We start from the raw sequence: 16,888 nt of genomic DNA, 5'->3' as shown, positions 1-16,888 counted from the left end.
CCATGACACAGCACAACCGTGCTATTTTCCAGCCGAGTGGGCAGATCCAGTTCGGGATCTTCTTCCAAGGCGTCAACTCCGGCACCATCTGGAAGGCGTCGGAATCGGGTTCGCAGACCGACTTCGAATCCTTCCGCCACATCGTCCAGACCGCCGAGCGTGGAAAGTTCGCCGCGTTCTTCCTCGGCGAAGGCCTGCGCCTCCGTGAACACCTTGGCCGCCCGCACGCCCTGGACGTGGTGGGCCGCCCTGACGCTCAGACCATGCTCGCCGCCCTTGCCGCGGTCACCACGAACATCGGGCTGGTTGCCACCCAAAACACCACGTACAACGATCCCGCGGACCTCGCGCATCGCTTGTCGTCGCTGGACCTGATTTCCGGTGGCCGCGCAGCGTGGAACGTGGTCACTACAGACAACGCGTGGACTGGAGCCAATTTCCGTCGTGGGGGATACCTCGACCACGCCGACCGCTACAAGCATGCCGAAGCGTTCGTCGAAACGGCCAAGCGGATTTGGGACTCGTGGGAGACATCATCCGGACCGGCTCGCCGGGTGCTTCACGAAGGCCAGCATTACACCGTGGACGTCAGCCCGCGCCTGCCGCGAAGCGCCCAGTACCGGCCCGTGCTGTTCCAAGCCGGCGACTCCCCGGAAGGCCGCGACTTTGCAGCCCGCCAGGCAGATGTGATTTTCTCGGCCCACCCCAAGTTCGACGACGCCGTGGAATTCCGACGCGACATCGTGGCGCGCTCGGTCGCTGCGGGCCGTGGGGCCAATGCCGTGCAGATCATGCCAGCGAGCGAGTTCATCCTTGCGAGCACTGACCGGGAAGCGCAGGAGAAAAAGGCCTGGGTCCGCAGCCTCCAGATTGGTCCGCAGCAAGCGATCGCATACCTGGAGCAGTTCTGGGGCCGCGAACTCACTGAGTACGATCCCGAGGGTCCGCTCCCGGAGATTGACCCGGTGGTCGAGGAGACCTCGGAGACGCGCGGCAGCGGCTTCCATGGCGCGAAGGCACGCCAGCTTGCAGACCAGTGGCGGGCCGAGGCCAAGGACAAGGGCCTCTCAATCCGCCAGTTCGTCACCTCCCGCACCGCGCGGGTAGATGCCACCTTTACCGGTTCCTACACCGCCGTGGCCGATCACCTCGCCGAGTTCGCCCGCGTTGGCGCCGTGGACGGGTTCAACATCTCGCCGTGGCTCATCCCCACAGGCTTGGACGACATCGTGAACCACCTGGTGCCCGAACTTCAGGAACGCGGCGTCTACCCCACGGAATACCGCGGTACCACGCTTCGCGAAAACCTGGGGCTTGAGACCCCGGTGCGTTCTCCTGAGCGGGTGGGGGCCTGATGGGGGCTGCATTTTCTGCTGGATCATTCCTTCGGCGGGCTCGAAAACTCGCGGTTCTAAGCGGATCCCACCGTGTGGATCGTGGAATGATCCAGCAAAATCCTGCCGCAGAAGTTGAGGGGTGGCGTGCAACCATCAGCCTCCAACTGGCGGTGTGGGGACAGGCACTCTAGCCAGGCTAGAGGAGTTCCCTGAACACATTCCAGCCGTTGCCGATGGGTCCATACGGGCCCCAGAGGACTCCGGTGGATGCCCCTGCGGAATATGTGACCAAGTCGCCGTTCGCGTTGATGGCCGCAAGATCGTTGTACCGTGAATGGCTGAAGCTGCCCAGGCCTGCGATCTCAGTGAACGTGTTCCAGCCCCCACTGATCATGCCGGAGGATTCCCAGCCTCCTTCGCCATCAGTCCTGTAGATGTAGAGGTAGCCGCTTCTGTCCCGGGCGTAAACCTCTACGGGGCCGTCGCCGTTCATGTCCCCGGCCGTGATGATCTTGTCCATGACTTGCCAGCCTTGTCCAACCTTGGACCGGGCGAGCCAACCACCCTCTCCGTCGCCTGGGTATAGGTAGAGATTGCCGGCGGTGTCCCGGGCCAGGACATCGTTGGTGCCGTCGCCATTGAAGTCGCCGGGGCCGGCAAGTGCGTCGAAAATTTCCCACCCCTGACCTACTTGGAGGCGTTCAAGCCAACTACCCTCGCCGTCGCCCGGGTAAAGGAAGAGGCGGCCGGCAGCGTCCGTGGCAAGAAGATCGTTGAACCCGTCGCCATCGAAATCACCCGGCGAGAAAACCTCGCCCATGGCATCCCATCCCTGGCCGACCTGCCTCGGTTCGTCCCATTCCCCAAAGTATCGGGGGCACGCGCCCTCGCAACTGCCCGGGACGTAGGTGTAGGTACGCGGATACAGGAGGAGCTTGCCGTCCTGGGTGCGTGCAAGGGGCTCGAAGTTGCCGCGTCCCGTCCAACCCATTGCCCTTGAGGATGCCTTGACGGGTGCCATGTCCGCGCTGACCCGGGTTTCGTCCGGGCAGTTGGCCTCTTCCGGTGTGGAAGGGTGGACCCTCAGGGAAATCCGGTGGTTCACGTCCACTGGCAGGACCCTTAGCGTTTCGCCCTGGCGTTCCGGCGGTAAGGACACCCCGTCCCGGAGCCACTCCACGGTGTAGCCGTTCGGCGTGGTGCCATCAGGGTTCTTGCAACCGGAATAGTCGTAATCGAACTGCTTGCGGAGTTCAGCCCCGACGTAGGGAACCCCATCGATAATCGCCGTCGGCCCCACCGATGGACTGACTGGGGCCGCTCCCAGCATGCCCGCTCCGATGACGATTGTTGCTGCTGCGTAGATTGCCTTGCGCGTGCGAGTGATGATCCCCACTGTGTTCCCCCGGAAGCTGGCGTCGATGTGATGACGTTACCGTAATTGGGGTGAGCCGGTCAGGGGTTGCCGGGCGCCAGCATGAAGACGTCGATCGGGTCCTCGGATTCCAGCACGAAGCCATGCCGCTCATAGAGGTGGCGCGCAGCGCTTCCCTGCAGCACGTTCAGACGGAAGGGCCTCTCATCCACGGAGGCCGCCATGACGTGCCGAAGTACAGCACTGCCCAGCCCTTTGCCCTGATGGGCCGGAGCCACATAGAAGTGCTCAATCCACCGGGCGTCCGGCTCCTGGCGGACTGCGATCACCCCGGCATCCACGCCCGCAGTGTGGATCACGTACGTGTGTTCCGGCTGGAAGGCTTTCAGGAAGCGCTCCCGGACACGCACTGGATCCCAGCGACCCAGACGTTCGAGGTCCGGACGCATCACCACGGCACGAAGCTCGGCGATCCAGATGGCATCGGAACTGTAAGAGGGGCGCAAGGTGAACTCGGGAGGCACGTCTCCCAGCCTAGATGGTCCTGCGCAGGCCCTACTCCTGCACAGTGGCGTCTTCGCTGGCCTCTTCGCTAATCCGCTGGGTGACCACCCAACTGGCGAGCACCTTCAATGCGTCTTCCGAAGGTGTCCCGGGGTCTGCGGTGTACACGTTGATCCGCAGCCCGGGGTCCGCGGACAGCTCGAGGGACTCAAAGCTCAGGTCGAGGTCGCCGACGATCGGGTGGTGGAGCCGTTTACGGCCCGTGCGGTGGTACTTCACATCGTGCCGGGCCCACCTGACCCGGAATTCCTCACTACGTGTGGAGAGCTCCCCAATCAGATCAGTGAGGTCCTTATCGTAAGGATTCTTCCCTGCTGTAGACCTCAGCACAGCAACAATATCGTCCGCGCTGCGCTCCCAGTCTGCGAAGAATTGGCGTGCCTTGGGATTGAGGAAGGTGAATCGTGCGCTGTTGGGAGGGGTTGTTTCTTCGGCCATCAGGTCCATGTAAAGGGCTGCGCCAAGGTCGTTGGCAGCGAGGACATCGCCGCGGTCGTTCCGGACCCACGCCGGCGCCGTCGTGATGGCATCAATGACCCGCTGCACGCTTGGCCGGACCGTCCTTGGGCTGTGCTTCCGCCTCACCCGTGGCGCGGCGGCGGCTGCGCGTGCCAGGTCGAAGAGGTGGGCTGTCTCGGCGTCGTCGAGCTGCAGGGCGCGGGCGAGCGCCTCAAGGACACTGTCCGAGGCGCCGGAAAGGTTTCCGCGCTCAAGCCGTATGTAGTAGTCGATGCTCATGCCGGCCAGCATCGCTACTTCCTCGCGACGCAGTCCTGCAACGCGGCGGTTGCCGCCATAGGCCGGCAGCCCCGCGGCGTCGGGCTTGATCCTTGCCCGCCGGGAGGTCAGGAACTTCCGTACGTCCTCGCTATGGCTCATGAGAGCAACGCTACGCCGTCGGCAATGGAGCGAGGGAGGGTCTGACATTACTTGGCACGCCCAAGGGGGTAATGACGGGCACTCCCACAGCTCGGCAAGCCTCAATAGCGTGAACATCATGACTATTGAACTAACCCTCAACAATGGCGTCACGATGCCGGCACTCGGCTTGGGCGTCTTCCAGAGCGCACCCGAGGAAACGACGGCCGCCGTCGAGACAGCCCTTGCCACGGGCTACCGGCACATCGACACCGCCGCTGCGTACGGCAACGAGCGGGAGGTAGGTCAGGGCATCCGTGCATCAGGCTTGCAGCGGGAGGAAGTTTTCATCGAGAGCAAGGTCTGGGTCAGTGACTACGGCTACGAGCAGACGCTGCATGCGTGGGACAAGGCAGCCGGCAAGCTCGGTGTCGATTACCTTGACCTGTTCATCCTGCACCAACCCGCCCCGGACCGGTTCGAGAAGACCATCGAGGCATACAAGGCGCTTGAGCGACTACTCGAGGACGGGCGCGTCCGCTCAATTGGTGTCAGCAACTTCATGCCGCACCACCTCAAGGAATTGCTCGCCTCAACCGACATCGTTCCCGCGGTAAACCAGATCGAGCTCCACCCTTACTTCACGCAGGCCGATGTCCAGAACGCGGATGCAGCAAACGGTATCCTCACCCAGGCCTGGTCACCGATTGGCGGAATCACTTTCTACCCGGGCTGGGGCGGGGAACGACGGAACGTGATGGAAGATCCCGCCATTGCAGCGATCGCGCGGACCCACGCCAAGACACCGGCCCAGGTGATGATCCGCTGGCACTTGCAGCAAGGCCGATCAGCGATTCCCAAGTCGACCAACCCACAACGCATCGCGGAGAACTTCGATGTCTTTGACTTCGAGCTCAGCACAGAAGAGCTCGCGGCCATCGACGCATTGGACCTCGGCGTGCGCAATGGGCCGGATCCAGACGTCGCCCGCCCGGAGCGCTTCGCCATGGTGATCCCCGAGGCCTGAGCGTCGAACTCCGAAACCCCCAGCACCACCGCAGTCCCAGCACCACTGTCCGAACCATAGGATGAAACGGACGAAAGGTGCAGCAAACGATGGTCACACGCGAAGAAGTAGAAGCAGCGTACTCACGGACGGCAGGCTGGGTACGCCACACACCAGTGGCCGAGAGCGGCAACCAAGAGCCGTACCACCTGTGGTTCAAGTGCGAGTACATGCAGCACACCGGAACGTTCAAAGCCCGCGGCGCCTTCAACCGGCTGCTCACGGCCCGGGAGAATGGCGAACTGAATCCGGAGATTGGCATTGTGGTGGCATCCGGGGGCAACGCTGGCCTGGCCAACGCCTACGCGGCGTCCAAGCTCGGAGTTCCTGCGACCGTGTTCGTCCCCGAGGCTGCGCCGGCCAACAAGGTCCACAAGTTGTTCGCCAGCGGTGCCCGCGTAGTCCAAGGGGGCACCGAATACGCCGAGGCCTACGCTGCAGCCGTCAAGTTCGCCGAGGAAACCGGCGCGATCTACTGCCACGCCTACGATCAACCCGAAATCGTGGCCGGCGCGGGCGGCGTTGGCCTTGAGCTGCTGGACGAACTGCCCGACGTCGATACCATCCTCGTTGCTGTGGGTGGCGGAGGTTTGATGGGTGGCATTGCCGCTGCGGTGGAAGGCCGGGCACATGTGGTGGGTGTTGAGCCTGAGACTGTTCCCACGCTCCACACTGCCTTGGCCAAGGGTGAGCCAGTGGATGTGGCAGTCTCCGGGATTGCCGCGGATTCCCTGGGCGCCAGGCGGGTTGGCGAGATCGGATTCGGTGTTGCCCGCCGCACGGGCGTGCAGAGCGTGCTGGTCAGTGACGAGGACATCGTCCAGGCGCGCCGCAAGCTGTGGGAGGAGCACCGCATGGTGGTGGAGCATGGAGCGGCGGCAGCTTACGCGGGGCTGCTCTCAGGAGCGTACGTGCCTAAGGACGGTGAGACTGTCGCCGTCATTCTTTGCGGCGCGAATACGGATCCAGCGCACTTTTAGGACGTCCCAGAGCGTCCAACGCAAGAATCCCCGCCGGTTGGTGTCCGGCGGGGATTCGACGTCGGCAGGTCTGCCCTGCCACAGCGGTTCCTACTTCTTGGGCAGGCCTGCCGGGTTCAGTTCGGACGCCGGGATGGCCTCGGACGAGAGTCCCCAACGGTCCAGGATCTTGGCGTAACTGCCGTCCTTGATGAGGTGGTTGATGGCAGCCTGCGCTGCCGCAGCAAGGCCGTTGTCCTTCTTGGTGGTGAACGCGATCTCGGCCTTCAGTGGCCAGCCGCCGTTGAGCGTGCCCACTTCTTTGGTCTTGCCATCCTTGGCGGCCTTGTAGGCGGCGGAGGCGTTGGGCCCGAACGTCAGGTCCGCGCGGCCCGACTGGAGGGCGAGCTGGGAGGCAGAGTCGTCGTCGTAATACTGGAACTCAACCGGCTTCAAACCGTTCTTTTTGTTCTCCTCGTCCCAGCGCACCAAGATGGCTTCCTGGTTAGTGCCGGAGCCGACGATCACGCGCTTGCCAGCGACGTCCTTGGCCTCCTTGACCTCTGAAATATCCGAGTCGGCCTTGGCATAGAAGCCCAGGAGGTCATTGCGGTAGGTCGCGAAATCGAATTTTTCCTTGCGTGCTTCCGTGACTGTGACGTTGGAGAGGACAGCCTCATACTTGCCGGACTCGACGCCGAGGGGCCAGTCGGCCCAGGCCACCGGCAGCACCTCAACCTTCAGGCCCAGGCTCTCACCGATTGCATAGGCGAGGTCCACTTCGTTGCCGATCAGCGTCTTGTTGTCCGTGGCGAACGTGCTCAGCGGGGGAGTGCCGCCGGTGGTCACCACGGTCAGCTTGCCGTCGGCCTTGATGGCGTCCGGAACCAGCGCGGCAGCCGCGGAGTCCACTGTCACCTTGATGCGGTCCTGCTGCGGCGTCAGGTTGAACTCCTTGGGAGCGCTGGAAGAAGCGTTCGACGACGGTGCTGTCGCCGCCGTCGCGCCCGGATCCGAGCAGGCGGCGAGCCCCAGTAGAGCCGTAGCGGCCAGCGCCGCGGTCAGGCCGGTCTTGGCTGCAAAACGTGCCATGGTTTCCCCTTATTTTTCCCACACATTGGGATGTCTGATGCGTACTTGTGGCTGCAACTATCCGGCAGGGCGGGAACGCGGTCAAAGCGCTCCGAAACGCAGGGATACCGGGGGTAACTGCGGTTAATCGGGAGTCGAACAGGGTCACAAACGTCCGGAATAGCCTGCAGCGACGCAACTCACAGAAATAAGCCGGGGACCGCCGTCGTTGTGGCTAGAGTGCCCGCCAACCAATAGTGCGGGTGCCGCGAAACGTACCGAAAGGCATTCCCCGTGACTGTTCCTCTTTCCATCCTGGACCTGGCAACCATCGGAAAGGGCCAGACTGTGGCGGAAAGCCTGGCGGGCAGCGTGGCCATGGCGCAGAAGGCGGAAGAGCTGGGCTATCGCCGGGTCTGGTATGCCGAGCACCACAACATGTCCGCCATCGCGTCGTCGGCCACGAGCGTCCTGATCGCCCATGTCGCCGCCCACACGAACACCATCCGGCTTGGGGCCGGTGGCGTCATGCTTCCCAACCACTCGCCGTTGACCATCGCTGAGCAGTTTGGCACCCTGGAGACGCTGCACCCCGGGCGGATCGACCTCGGCCTGGGACGGGCCCCCGGCAGCGACCAGAACACCATGCGTGCGCTTCGCCGCGACCATACGTCCTCGGATGCTTTCCCACAGGACGTGCTGGAACTGCAGGGCTACCTCACCGGCCCCACCCGCATCCAGGGAGTCGAAGCGACGCCGGGCAAGGGCACGAACGTACCGCTGTACATCCTGGGCTCCTCGCTGTTCGGAGCGCAGTTGGCTGCCCAGTTGGGCCTCCCGTACGCCTTCGCGTCGCACTTCGCGCCTGCCGCGTTGCAGGACGCAGTGGCCATCTACCGCAGGGATTTCAAGCCCTCGGAACAGCTGTCCGAACCGCACGTCATCGCCGGGGTCAACGTCACGGCAGCTGACAGCAATGCCGAGGCCCAGGCAATCCATCTCGCCGTGAAGCGTGCCCGTGTCTCCCTGTTCTTCGGCGGCGGCCGACAGTTCACGGACGACGAAGCGGATATGGTGCTGGATTCCCCGCAAGGCCAGCACATTGCGCAAATGATGAAGTACTCCGCCGTGGGTACGCCGGATGTTGTGCGTGATTACCTTGACGGGTTCGCCAAGCACGCTGACGCGGACGAACTCATCGTTGCCCACCAGAGCATTGGCACCGAGGAACGCCTGCGGTCTGTGGAACTCGTGGCTGAAGTTGCAGGGCTTGTACCGGCCTAGGAACCGGCCCCGAATATAAATTCGAAAGCTTTACGCATTTGCAATGATTTAGGCATGACGCCGAAACTCCACAGGCGGAGACTATAGCTATCCGCTGTGGAAGGATCCGCCATGCCCACGCCCCTCAACCAGTCAGCCGCAGACTCTGCGCTGCTGATGAATTCGCTACCGCTTGGCCTGCTCCGGACCTTGCTCCGGACGGACGCACAGCAGGGCATCACACCGCAGTTGATGGTGGAGCTGAGGGCTATTGCCCGCGTCCCGGGTTTGCTGGTGGCGTGCAATTATGGTGGCACGCTTTGTTCAGCCGAAGGAGTTTCCACGGAAACTCTGCCGTTGGACAGCGCGGCGGTTGCGCTCCGGGCGCTCGCAGCCCTTCCCAATACTCATACGGCCATCATTTCCGGCAGGTCCTTGAGGGATCTGGCTGCGGTCTCCAGGTTGCCGGCAGAGGTTCATTTGGTGGGTTCCCACGGCGTTGAGTTCGACATGGGCTATGCGTACAGCCTGTCCCTGGCCACGGAAACTCTTCTCCAGCAAGTAGCAACGGCCTTGACCGAAGCGGTCGCCTTCGAGAAAGGCATCAGCATCGTCCGTAAGCCGGTGGGCGTTGCTGTCCACACGCGGCCCGCGACGCCTGAAGTAGTGGAGCGTGTCATCTTCCGCTCCCAGCAGATCGCCATTGAGTACGGGCTCTACTTCATCATCGATGGCTCCGTGTTGGACCTTACTGTGGAGGAACCGGCCAAGGGCCAGGCCTTGGAGCAGCTTCGCTCCCGCTTGGGGGTGAGCGCTGCGCTGTACGCGGGAGACGCAGCAAGCGATGAAAAGGCACTCGCCACCTTGCGGGGACCCGACCTTGGCCTTCACGTCGGTCCCGGGAGTACGACGGCGGCACACACTATTCCGGATCCGGAAGCCTTTGCGCGCGTGCTGGCTTTGTTGTTCGAACTGCGGCGGGCCTGGCTTTTCGGCGAGGACGCGGTGGGGCTCGAACGGCATTCGATGATCGGAAACGGCTCGTCGACGGCGTTGCTTACCCCTGACGCCAAGGTTTGCTGGATGACCCACCCCCTGCCGGATTCCGGGTCCCTGTTTGCACATATCCTGGGCGGAGAGCCGGCAGGCCACTTCAGCATCGAGCCGGTCAAGCCTTCGCAAGTATTGGCCCAGCGCTATGTGGACAACACCATGATCGTGGAGACCCGCTGGGCCGACGTCACAGTGACGGACTACCTCGAGCCGGCGCCCGAAGGCATCACCAGCCTGGTCCGCGTTCTTTCCGGCACCGGCACCGCGCGGATAGTGTTCGCGCCCCGGCCGGACTATGCCACTGCGCCGTTCGGCATGGAGATCCGTGGCGAGGAAGTCCACATCATGGGTACATCGGATCCCATCATCCTCTCGGCGCCCGGAGTTGCCTTCCAGATCAGCAGTGATGGCAGGTACGCCACAGCCACCGCTGAAGTGCCACTGCAATATGGTCCCGTTGTGCTGAACCTGCGCTGCGGTGACACCGAGCCGCCGCCCGCGGACCCGACTGGAGAGCCGACCCGGCGTGCCGCCGTCGGGCAGTCTGCCCGGGAGTGGGTCAGGACGTTGCAGCTACCCACCATCAAGACTTCCCTGGTGCGGCGGTCGGCCCTGGTGCTGAGGTCGCTGGTGCACGAGCCCACCGGCGCTGTCCTGGCCGCTCCAACCACATCGCTGCCGGAGGGTATCGGCGGGACTCGCAACTGGGACTACCGGTACTGCTGGCTGCGCGACGGGTCCATGACCGTCAACTCGTTGGTGAGCTTGGGCTCCACGGACGAGGCCGATGGATTCCTCCGCTGGCTTGGCCGCATCCTGGAGACCGCGCCCGGGCCGGAGTGGCTCCACCCGCTTTACTCGGTGACCGGTGCTCCGCTGTCCACGGAAGCGATCGTGGAGAGCCTTCCGGGCTACGCCGGTTCACGACCGGTGCGGATCGGGAACGCGGCGGACCACCAAGTGCAGTTGGACGTCTTCGGGCCGATTGCCGAGCTGATTCACGATCTTGGCGAGCGGCGCGGGTACTTGCCGGACGAACACTGGTTCCTGATGGAGCAGATGGCCCACGCTGTCATTGCCCGCTGGCACGAGCCCGACCACGGAATCTGGGAAGCCCGCCGACCGCCACGGCACCACGTTTACACCAAGGTCATGTGCTGGGTGACGCTGGACAGGGCCTTGCGGACTGCTGCCTTGCATGGCCGCGTGCCGCACGCGGATTGGGCGCCGACAGCCGCAAAGATCCGCAAGGAGGTCCTCCGGAAGGGCTGGGACGAGTCCGCGCAGTCCTACACCGTGGCCTACGACAGCCCGGACCTGGACGCCGCGGTTCTTCATATCGGCTTGTCCGGCCTGCTGGATGTGCAGGACCAGCGGTTCCTGGATACCGTGACGGCGGTCGAGCGCGAATTGCGTGTGGGTCCCACCGTCTTCAGATACAGGTACGACGACGGCCTGCCGGGTTTGGAGGGCGGCTTCCACATCTGCACTACCTGGCTGATCGAGGCATACCTTGCTGTTGGGCGCTTGGATGATGCGCTGGAGTTGTTCAACCAGCTGGTGGCTCTGTTTGGTCCTACGGGCCTGCTTCCGGAGGAATACGATCCTGCCTCGGAAACGCACCTGGGCAACCATCCGCAGGCCTACTCGCACCTGGGCTTCATCCGGTGTGCGCAGCTCCTGGACCATTATCTGGCCAGCGCAGATGTGGAGTAACCCAAGTAGGTCGCAGTTGAGCGCGTTTTGACGCCTCTAAACGGCGTTAACTGCGACCTAGTTGTACTGAGTCAGGACGTTGGTTACATCGTGAATAGGTGAAGACCTCTTAGGTTGGTGGTTACCACACACAGCCAACGACTAAGAGGTCTTCATGTCCCACCGTAATGCCCGCTTGACCCCGACCGGTAGGCGGATCCTTATCGAGCGCGTCCTCGCCGGCCGTCCCGTGGCCCATGTGGCCAAAGAAATGGGCATCTCAAGGACCTGCGCGCACCGCTGGATCAGCCGGTACCGCACCCATGGCTGGGCCGGCCTCGAGGACCGCAGCTCCCGCCCAAGGTCGTGCCCACACGCGACTTCTGCTGCGCTGGTTGCCGATGTCCTGACCCAGCGCGTGAAGCACCGCGAAGGGCCAGCGGGCCTGGCAGCCCGGTGCGGGACGAGCGCCCGGACGGTCTCCCGGATTCTGACCCGCGCGGGCATGCCCCGGCTGTGGGACCTGGACCCGGTGACCGGGGAACGGATCCGGGCATCCCGTGCCACGGACCGCCGGTACGAGCGCGACGCTCCCGGAGACATGATCCACATCGACGTCAAGAAACTAGGCCGGATTCCCGACGGCGGAGGCTGGCGGGCAGACCCGAACCAATCCGCCCGCAACCACTCAACAGGCCATACAAGGGTCGGTTTCGACTACGTCCACGTGGCCGTCGATGACCACACTCGTCTGGCCTACGCCGAGGTCCTGCCCGACGAGAAAGGCCCGACCTGCGCAGGGTTCCTCACCCGGGCCGCAGCGGCCATGGCAGCCAACGGCGCGCCAGTCAGACGGGTCATGACCGACAACGCCTTTGCCTACCGGTTATCGAAAGATTTCCAGGACGCACTCGCTGCACTGGGCGCCAAGCACGTCCTGATCAAACCCCGCCATCCCTGGCAGAACGGCAAAGCAGAACGCTTCAACCGCACCCTTCAAGAAGGCTGGGCCTACCGGCAACCATTCACTTCCAACCAGGCCCGGACAGACGCCCTGCAGCCATGGCTAGACTTCTACAACAACCACCGGCCGCACGGCAGCCTCGGAGGCAAACCACCCATCAGCAGGTGCAAACAACCTACTGACTGAGTACACCTAGTTGGGCGGACGGCCTTTTAGGTGAGGAGCAGCGCCACGGCGATCATCGCGGGCACCGCGACGATTGTCGTGATGAGCACCGTGTCCTTCGCGACCGTGATGCCGGCGCGGTAGCGTGTGGCGGCGACAAACACGTTCTGGGCCGTCGGGAGCGCTGCCGTCACCACCACGGCGAACAAGGCGTGCCCGTCCATACCCAGGGCAAAACGGGCAAACACGTACGCGATCAAAGGGTGCACGAACAGCTTGAACCCGCTGGCTAGCAGAGTGTCCAGGCGGCGGCAGGCATCCTTCTGCAAAGGCCTTGACCCATTCAGGCTCATCCCGAATGCCATCAGCATGGCCGGGATTGCGGCTCCGCCAATCAAGTGAATCGGTTCCATAATGAGCGTGGGCACTTGAAAACCCGTTCCTGCCACAAGAAGTCCAAGCCCCGAGCCCACGATCATCGGGTTCTTCACGATCATCAGCAGGAAACGCAGGGGAGTGGTGCGGTGGGTACTCGTGCTGGCGTCGAGGGCCATCAAGTACAGGGGTGTGAAGAACGCGAGTTGGAAGATCAGGAGCGGCGCAACGTAGCTCGCGTCACCCAGGACAAACACCGCAATCGGAATGCCCAGGTTCGCGGAGTTTGCCAGTGATGCACTCATTGATGACATCAGGGCCTCGGGCATGGTGCGCTTCAGCCAGAACTTCACGATCAGGAAGAACAGCAGGCCCGTGATGATGGCACCCACGGCGGTGACCAGCAGCGGAGCGGCAAACACCTCGTGCAGCTTCGCCTTGCTCAGAGTTTCAAAAAGCAGGGCCGGGCTTGCGACGAAGAACGTCAACGAGCTCAGGACGGAGCGGGCATTCTCGCCCAGGATCCCACGACGTCCCACGAACATGCCCACCAGGATGATGGCCCACACCACGAAAAACCCTGACAGGACGCCGATCATGAGGGCGTGCTGGCGGGGAGATGTTGGGTCACGAACAACAGCCTAGCCACATTCACGTGCTGAGTAAGCGTTTTCTGGCGAGAGTTCCGTCATGCGGACATTAAGCGAGCGACGTCGGCACTCACTTGAGTGCCGACGTCGGGCGTAGCTTTGGCCGGTTCAGCTGCTGAGGTGGGCCGCGTTGCTAAGGGCGTGCGGGGGCCGCATGAGCCCGGGGGTGTGGCCCTCGGCGGGGTCGTTGCCGAGCTGCAGGATCTTGTTGTCCCGTCCGACGTGGACAACCCTGGGCTCGTAAGCGCGGGCCTCCTCGGTGGTCATCTCGGCGTAGGTGATGAGGATGACGACATCCCCTACGTGAACCTGGTGGGCAGCAGCGCCGTTGATCCCGATGACGCCGGAACCGCGCTCGCCGGCGATGGTGTAGGTCTCCAGCCGGGCGCCGTTGGTCACATCTACGATGGAGACGAGTTCGCCCGGAAGGATGTCAGCCGCGTCAAGGAGGTCAAGGTCGACAGTGACCGAACCAACGTAATGAAGATCGGCATGGGTCACCGTTGCACGGTGGATCTTGGACTTGAACATTGTGCGGATCATAATGCGATCAGTTTAGCGCGGCACCCTCATCCGGCGCTGTGACGTACCAGACGTTCCGCTTGGGCTGGTCCCACCCCGGATCGCTCCGGTCCCCGGCGCGCCATGAGGCTCTTCCCCGATGGAGTTAGCCGCTCCCTAAGCCCGAAGGTGGGTCTTTGTGCTCTGGAAAGCAGCCTTCTGCCGGCATTGACTGGAGGATGCGGGCGGAGAACGCCCGGAGACCCAGTGCATTCAGCGGCCGGAGGGATGAGGAACGTGATCGGCTTTCTTGACAGGACCGACGCTGGCCAGCGCCTGGGCCAGCGGCTGGCCAGGCTGCGGGGACTGGATGTTGTGGTCCTGGGTTTGCCACGCGGTGGTGTGCCCGTGGCGTTCGAGGTGGCCAAGGCCCTCGACGCGCCGCTTGATGTGATCGTTGTTCGGAAACTGGGGGTTCCTTTTCAGCCCGAGCTTGCAATGGGCGCCATCGGCGAGGGCGGTGCGAGGGTGCTCGATCCCCAGGTCATTTCAGCGGCCCGGATCACCTCGGAAGACCTGGCGATGGTGGAAAACAAAGAGCGTGAACGCCTTGGGCAACGATTGGACCGATACCGTCGGGGAAGGCGCCGGACGGACCTTCACGGGCGCACGGCCATTGTGGTGGACGATGGAATTGCTACTGGTTCGACGGCGCGCGTGGCCTGTCACGTTGCCCGGGAACTGGGTGCTGCGCGGGTGATTCTGGCGGTGCCGGTGGCGCCTCCCCGGTCCGCCGATTCATTCCGGGAGGCGGACGACGTGGTGTGCCTGATTACTCCCCGGGACTTCCAAGCAGTGGGTTCCTACTATCAGGACTTCTCGCCCACCGAAGATGAGGAAGTCGTGCGGCTGCTCGACGCTGCAAGGTCGCGGCATCGGATCCGGAACCACGACGCCGCAGACGAGGAGGCCAACGTAGAGGTGGAAATTTCAGCCGGTCAGGTGCAGCTGCGCGGGAGCCTGCACCTGCCCGCAGGGTGTGAGGGCGCCGTTCTTTTCGCGCACGGCAGCGGTAGTAGCCGGCATAGTCCACGCAACAGGTTTGTGGCTTCGGTCCTTCAGGATGCCGGATTCGGGACGCTGCTGATGGACCTGCTGACACCGTCTGAGGAGGTCAACCGCGCCAGTGTATTCGACATCTCCCTGCTTGGACAACGATTGGCGTTGGCCACCCGGTGGCTGAGGACTCGCCAGCATGGTTGGTCCGGGCGAATCGGCTACTTCGGGGCAAGTACAGGAGCGGCGGCTGCTCTCTGGGCGGCCGCCGAACCGCAAGCCGACATCGCCGCTGTCGTTTCCCGTGGCGGGCGCCCGGATTTGGCCGGTGCCCGGCTCGTCACCGTGCAAGCGCCCACCCTACTGATAGTCGGAGGGGCGGACACCCAGGTGCTGGCCTTGAACCGGCAGGCCATGAGGCAGATGCGGGCGCCTACACGGCTCGAAATAGTACCTGGAGCGACCCATCTCTTCGAAGAGCCCGGGACCCTGGCCCAAGCGGCCGACCTGGCAGCCTCGTGGTTCAGCCGATACCTCTTTGCGTCCCGGCAAGGAGACTACGTTGGGGAGATGATGAGATGAGTATTGGAACCGACCAAACCGTTCACCTGTCGTCGCTGGAACTCGAGGAGATACGGTCCCTTGCACGTCCCATCGACACACCGGACCGGGATCTGGACGGCTTGGCTGAGTTGTGCGCCCCTGCCCGGTTCGTCTGCTTGGGAGAGGCGTCGCATGGCACGCAGGAGTTCTACCATTGGCGGGCAGCACTGAGCCAGCGCCTCATCCAGGATTTCCAGTTCAGTTGGATCGGGGTCGAGGGTGATTGGCCGGATTGCTGGCGCATCAACCTCTGGGTCCGCGGCCTGGCCAACCAGGATCTCGACGCGCGGCAACTGCTGGCCGGATTCCAGCGCTGGCCCACATGGATGTGGGCCAACACCGAGGTGGCTGGCTTCCTCACTTGGTTGCGTGACTGGAACCTCGCACAGCCGGAAGACAGGCGCACGGGCTTTTACGGACTGGATGTTTATTCACTCTGGGATTCACTGCGGGAAGTGTTTGCGTGGCTCGATGCCAACGAGCCCGATGCCGTTCCCGCAGCCTTGAAAGCGTGGCAGTGTTTCGTTCCTTTCCATCAGGACCCGCAGCGGTATGCCGTGCACACGCGGATGGTCCCGCAGTCCTGTGAGGCGGACGTTACTGCGCTCCTGTCCGAGGTGCACCGGCGGACCCTCGGCCACGTCGAGGATGATCCTGCGGCTTTCGACGCGGTGCAAAACGCCATGGTGGCAGCCAACGCCGAGCGCTATTACCGGACGATGATCAGGGGCGACCAACAGTCCTGGAACATTCGTGACCACCATATGAGCGACACCATAGACCGGCTGGCGCGCCACCACGGTCCCGGCTCAAAGGGGCTGGTGTGGGCGCATAACACCCATGTAGGCGATGCCAGGGCCACAGACATGGCATTGGACGGGATGGTCAACATCGGGCATCTGATGCGAAGGCGCCATGGTGGGGCGGTGGTCCTTGTTGGATTCGCGTCCTTCCAGGGCACCGTAACCGCTGCCCACGTTTGGGGCTCCCCGGAGCAGGTCATGAACGTTCCCGAGGCGGTGCCAGGCAGCCACGAATACCTCCTCAATGCTGCGTTGCCGGGACCGGCGGCAATGGCGTTCGGCCCGGGGCGCGCTGGCCGATGGCTTAACTCATGGCGTGGCCACAGGGCCATTGGCGTGGTGTACAACCCTGACCGGGAAAAGGGAAACTATGTTCCCACCGCCATGGGCAGGCGATACGACGCATTGCTGTGGTTCCCCCAAACCCATGCACTGCGGCCCATCCACCATGAGCACCTGCCCGTGGAGCCTGAACTGGAAACCGAGCCGAGCGGGTTCTAGGCATGGGCCTTGGGGTTCAGGTCCCTGCC

At 63.5% G+C, this 16,888-nt stretch carries 14 protein-coding genes; 8 read left to right on the top strand and 6 right to left on the bottom strand.

The window, feature by feature from the left end:
- Positions 1-2: 2 nt before the first annotated feature.
- A complete protein-coding gene (locus ACZ5G6_RS21185; protein ID WP_498687915.1) occupies positions 3-1,355 on the top strand; it encodes an NtaA/DmoA family FMN-dependent monooxygenase in 1,353 nt (450 codons plus the stop codon).
- Between the two features lie 178 nt (positions 1,356-1,533).
- Here ACZ5G6_RS21185 and ACZ5G6_RS21180 read toward each other — a convergent pair whose 3' ends face one another.
- From ACZ5G6_RS21180 to ACZ5G6_RS21170, 3 genes are read right to left on the bottom strand one after another with little or no spacing between them, the layout of a single operon-like run.
- The gene (locus ACZ5G6_RS21180; protein WP_498687914.1) at positions 1,534-2,733 is read right to left on the bottom strand and encodes an FG-GAP repeat domain-containing protein; all 1,200 of its coding nucleotides are present in this window, start codon (positions 2,731-2,733) and stop codon (positions 1,534-1,536) included.
- Between the two features lie 59 nt (positions 2,734-2,792).
- Positions 2,793-3,236, bottom strand: coding sequence for a GNAT family N-acetyltransferase (locus tag ACZ5G6_RS21175; RefSeq protein WP_498687913.1), 444 nt, complete (start codon positions 3,234-3,236; stop codon positions 2,793-2,795).
- 31 nt (positions 3,237-3,267) lie between these two features.
- Positions 3,268-4,155, bottom strand: a complete 888-nt coding sequence (locus tag ACZ5G6_RS21170) for a helix-turn-helix transcriptional regulator (protein WP_498687911.1) — start codon at positions 4,153-4,155, stop codon at positions 3,268-3,270.
- A 118-nt stretch (positions 4,156-4,273) separates the two neighbouring features.
- Here ACZ5G6_RS21170 and ACZ5G6_RS21165 point away from each other — a divergent pair, with 118 nt between their 5' ends.
- Both ACZ5G6_RS21165 and ACZ5G6_RS21160 read left to right on the top strand, forming a co-directional pair.
- A complete protein-coding gene (locus ACZ5G6_RS21165) occupies positions 4,274-5,161 on the top strand; it encodes an aldo/keto reductase (RefSeq protein ID WP_498687909.1) in 888 nt (295 codons plus the stop codon).
- Between the two features lie 89 nt (positions 5,162-5,250).
- Entirely contained in the window at positions 5,251-6,180 is a 930-nt protein-coding gene (locus tag ACZ5G6_RS21160) for a threonine/serine dehydratase (RefSeq protein ID WP_223934757.1), read from the top strand.
- 90 nt (positions 6,181-6,270) lie between these two features.
- Here ACZ5G6_RS21160 and ACZ5G6_RS21155 read toward each other — a convergent pair whose 3' ends face one another.
- On the bottom strand, positions 6,271-7,251 hold the full coding sequence (locus ACZ5G6_RS21155) for an ABC transporter substrate-binding protein (protein WP_498687907.1): 981 nt from the start codon (positions 7,249-7,251) through the stop codon (positions 6,271-6,273).
- A 273-nt stretch (positions 7,252-7,524) separates the two neighbouring features.
- On the opposite strand from ACZ5G6_RS21155, the gene ACZ5G6_RS21150 reads away from it, so the two are divergent.
- The 3 genes from ACZ5G6_RS21150 (at position 7,525) to ACZ5G6_RS21140 (ending at position 12,391) form a co-directional block, all read left to right on the top strand.
- The gene (locus ACZ5G6_RS21150) at positions 7,525-8,514 is read left to right on the top strand and encodes an LLM class flavin-dependent oxidoreductase (RefSeq protein ID WP_223934755.1); all 990 of its coding nucleotides are present in this window, start codon (positions 7,525-7,527) and stop codon (positions 8,512-8,514) included.
- Positions 8,515-8,625: 111 nt separating this feature from the next.
- Entirely contained in the window at positions 8,626-11,262 is a 2,637-nt protein-coding gene (locus ACZ5G6_RS21145; RefSeq protein WP_498687904.1) for a trehalase-like domain-containing protein, read from the top strand.
- A 154-nt stretch (positions 11,263-11,416) separates the two neighbouring features.
- A complete protein-coding gene (locus tag ACZ5G6_RS21140) occupies positions 11,417-12,391 on the top strand; it encodes an IS481 family transposase (RefSeq protein WP_223936064.1) in 975 nt (324 codons plus the stop codon).
- 26 nt (positions 12,392-12,417) lie between these two features.
- Here the strand turns inward: ACZ5G6_RS21140 and ACZ5G6_RS21135 are convergent, their stop codons facing one another.
- Both ACZ5G6_RS21135 and panD read right to left on the bottom strand, forming a co-directional pair.
- Positions 12,418-13,344 (bottom strand): AEC family transporter, encoded by a 927-nt coding sequence (locus ACZ5G6_RS21135; RefSeq protein WP_498687901.1) that lies wholly within the window; start codon positions 13,342-13,344, stop codon positions 12,418-12,420.
- 159 nt (positions 13,345-13,503) lie between these two features.
- A complete protein-coding gene (panD, locus tag ACZ5G6_RS21130) occupies positions 13,504-13,938 on the bottom strand; it encodes an aspartate 1-decarboxylase (protein ID WP_223934752.1) in 435 nt (144 codons plus the stop codon).
- 255 nt (positions 13,939-14,193) lie between these two features.
- On the opposite strand from panD, the gene ACZ5G6_RS21125 reads away from it, so the two are divergent.
- Together ACZ5G6_RS21125 and ACZ5G6_RS21120 are read left to right on the top strand one after the other, a co-directional pair.
- Positions 14,194-15,534: a phosphoribosyltransferase family protein gene (locus tag ACZ5G6_RS21125; RefSeq protein ID WP_498687899.1), complete on the top strand. Its 1,341-nt coding sequence runs from the start codon at positions 14,194-14,196 to the stop codon at positions 15,532-15,534.
- Positions 15,531-16,859, top strand: a complete 1,329-nt coding sequence (locus ACZ5G6_RS21120; RefSeq protein WP_498687897.1) for an erythromycin esterase family protein — start codon at positions 15,531-15,533, stop codon at positions 16,857-16,859. Before ACZ5G6_RS21125 ends, ACZ5G6_RS21120 begins: the two co-directional genes overlap by 4 nt.
- Positions 16,860-16,888 lie beyond the last annotated feature (29 nt).

The organism is Arthrobacter sp. TmtSoilC51 (genome assembly GCF_055388015.1).
This window is presented reverse-complemented; position numbering and strand designations above follow the sequence as displayed.